Source organism: Pontibacter qinzhouensis (genome assembly GCF_008017455.1).
GTDB lineage: Bacteria > Bacteroidota > Bacteroidia > Cytophagales > Hymenobacteraceae > Pontibacter > Pontibacter qinzhouensis.
This window is the reverse complement of the sequence record NZ_VRTY01000188.1, coordinates 1-3,123: the sequence shown is the minus strand read 5'-3', so window position 1 is coordinate 3,123 and position 3,123 is coordinate 1. Positions and strand designations below refer to the sequence as shown.

The window sequence follows — 3,123 nt, the reverse complement described above, 5'->3', positions numbered from 1 at the left end:
GGCTGCCTTCTACCTGCGTCACAAATTCGTTTTGCTTAGGTTCGGGCGGTGCTTCCTGTAGCAGGAACTCCACAACGGTTCCTTTTGCGTTCAATTCCTGAATTTCCTGCACGCGCGCGGCCGGCACAGGGTACCAGTTGTTGTCGCCTCTGAATCCAAACCACATCATTTTTTTAAAGATGTCTGTTTTCTGCAGAATGGCGTCGCCTTGTTTTGTTTGCAAAGGCCGGGCTACAGTCGGTATATCTTTCAGAGCCTCCATATAGGTTTCAAGCTCGTAGTTGAGGCAGCACTTCAGGCGGCCACACTGCCCTGATAACTTGCTCGGGTTGAGCGAGAGGTTCTGGTAACGGGCCGCCGTGGTAGATACGCTTTTAAAGTCGGTGAGCCAGGTAGAGCAGCAAAGCTCGCGGCCACAGGAGCCAATGCCACCCAGGCGGCCGGCCTCGTGGCGCAAGCTGATCTGGCGCATCTCAATCCGGATCTTAAACTCCTCTGCAAGCTTCTTTATCAGGTCGCGGAAGTCGACGCGGTCATCGGCTGAGTAATAAAAAGTAGCTTTCGACTTATCGGCCTGGTACTCCACATCCGAGAGCTTCATCTTCAGGCGCAGGTCCTGAATAATTTCGCGGGCCCGGTACATGGTCGTTCCTTCCTGGTCGCGCACTTCGTTAAACTTCTCCATGTCGCGCTCGTTGGCCACACGGTAAATGCTCCTGATCTCTTCGTTGTTATCGACTTTTTTCTTGAGCATCTGCAGGCGCACCAGCTCGCCTTTCAGCGACACATGGCCAATATGGTGCCCATTCGGTACATCCACCACCACCGGGTCGCCGGTAATAAGCTCCACTTTATTCGGGTTTCTGAAAAAGTCTTTACGGCCACCTTTAAACCGCACTTCTACTATATCGAATTCTTCAAACGCTGTTGGCAGGTCCATATCGCTCAGCCAATCAAACACGTTTAGCCGGTTACAGCCACCTGTGCTGCAACCGCCGTTACTCTTGCAACCCGCAGGGCTGCTATCGGCGGTGCTGCCCTTAGAGCCGCATCCGCCACTAGAACATGAACTACATCCCACAGTTATATCTCCTTAATTTAGCTAGGCTAACGCTTGTTTTCAATTTTGATAATTAACAAATATACTAATTTTTTGAGCTTTTGATTTAGCAGTTGCTATTTCTGCTTCTGTAGGCAACAGCAAACACTAAATTTTGGTGCAATATATCAGCTAAAACAAAATTGAGGAAGAAGGAGGCAGGGTGTATTTTTTTTGCGCAGACCATCAAATTATAACTTACATTTAGGCGATGCTTCGAAAGTTATTATCAGATGCGGCAATTTATGGTCTGGCAGCCCAACTACCACGGCTGGCTGGAGTTATTACATTGCCCCTTCTGACACAGTACCTTACTTCAGCCGATTATGGTGTGGCTGGTGTGGTTATTGCCTATAACTCTGCCTTAGGCATGCTGCAATCGTTAGGGCTGGTGGTGGTTTTAGGCAACTTGTTCTCGAAGTTTCCGCTACGTTATAAATGGGCCTGGCGCCAAATTAACGGCTTCCTGTCTGTTTGGTCGTTTTTTTATGGCATTGTAATGGGAGCTATCATTTACTGGATAGTACCTCCCGAAGCGGATGCTTACCGGCTCCAGATAGCTGTGCTCCATGCCCTGCCGATTATGCTGTTTGCAAGCACAGAAATACAGGCCATGCACTACCATTTGCTCTCGCAGCGGCCTTTGCCCATTGGCATTCGGGCTTTTGTAATAGGCTGTGTCGGTGTTTCTATGAATGTGTATACCATCGCTTATCTGCAGTTAGGTTTTATGGGCTGGTTCTATGCCAACTTTCTGGGTGCATTGGCGGGGTTTCTTATCAACGCTTATCATATTTACCTGAAGCAGGGTTTTTGGCCTATTTTTAATTTTAAGTGGCATCGCATTAAAAGCTCCCTCAAAATGTCGTTGCCGGTAATACCACACAACTTTTCGTCTTTCCTGATGGATACCTCCGACAGGCTGGTGCTGGACATGCTGCAAGTACCTATACCGAAGATCGGCCTCTATAATGTTGCCTCCAGTTTAGGAAGTCATTTCTTAATGGCAACCCATGCCATTGTGCAGGCATCCTCACCTTATTACATGCGGTATTTTGGCAAAGAAGCAAGCCAGGAGTCAGCACTGCAGGCCAGGCGGCTAACGTTTATACTGCAGGCGTTTTTTCTGGTCATTACCTTTGTGTGCTGCCTCTGGGTAAAAGAAATTTTTGTTGTTCTAATCCGAAACAAGGAGTTGCAGCAGGCGTACCCGCTGGCTATTGTTATTTTAATGGCCTACAATTACAGACCCATGTATATGGCAGTTACCAGCTTGCTCGTTTACCGGGATCAGGCAAGTAAACTCTGGAAGATTTCGGCAGTAGGCGGCTTAGGAAATGTGGTCCTGAACTTTATCTTCATTCCGCTTTTTGGCTATAAGGCAGCTGCTTTTACTACGTTTGTGGCCTTGATGTATATGGGTTTTGGCGGTTATTTTTTACCAGATTATAAGAAAGTAAAACAAGTAGACTATTACCCGCTTTACTGGATGGGGCTTACGGTGGCGACTTTTGCTCTTGCGTATAACCTGGTGGAGCTAGCGCTTGCCTACAAGGCGTTTATTACCGTAATGGTGCTTGGGGTGGCTGCTATAGCTGCTTTCCAGCTCCGTAACAGCTGATTTAGCTTATTCCGGGGTGCTTTTCTAGTACCTGCTTGTATAGCGCCATCAACTGCGGTACAACGGCTCCTGCTGAGTACCGGGCCAAAAAATCCTGCCGAATCTGGTTACTGTCGTACTTGTCTCTGTTTTCGATCATGTAGTGCAGAGCCGAAGCGAGCTTTGTTACATTTTCTTTTTCTATGAGCAGGCCGTTAAACGGTGTTACCGTACTTTCTGGTCCGCCACATTTGGTTGCAATAATTGGTTTGCCGCACGCCAGTGCCTCTATGTACACAATCCCCATCGATTCGTAAAGGCTGGGCAATACAAAGGCGTCGCAGTTCTGGTATTCTTTCAGGGCCTGCTCCTGGTTAATTTCGCCAAGCCAGGTAATATACTGGCTTACCTGCAGTTGCTCCGC

General features: G+C 48.1%; 3 protein-coding genes. 1 reads left to right on the top strand and 2 read right to left on the bottom strand.

Annotated features, from left to right (window positions below):
* On the bottom strand, positions 1–961 hold a 961-nt coding region (locus tag FVR03_RS23805; protein ID WP_147924273.1), incomplete at its 3' end, for a PSP1 domain-containing protein.
* 349 nt (positions 962–1,310) lie between these two features.
* Between FVR03_RS23805 and FVR03_RS23800 the strand changes: the two genes are divergently transcribed.
* Positions 1,311–2,720, top strand: coding sequence for a lipopolysaccharide biosynthesis protein (locus FVR03_RS23800; protein ID WP_147924272.1), 1,410 nt, complete (start codon positions 1,311–1,313; stop codon positions 2,718–2,720).
* A 1-nt stretch (position 2,721) separates the two neighbouring features.
* On the opposite strand, the gene FVR03_RS23795 is transcribed toward FVR03_RS23800, so the two are convergent.
* The coding region (locus FVR03_RS23795) for a glycosyltransferase family 4 protein (RefSeq protein WP_147924271.1) at positions 2,722–3,123 on the bottom strand (402 nt) is incomplete at its 5' end.

Excerpts from the sequence above, each read along its gene's own strand:
- FVR03_RS23800 (WP_147924272.1), top strand. The coding sequence starts at position 1,311 with ATGCTTCGAAAGTTATTATCAGATGCGGCAATTTATGGTCTGGCAGCC.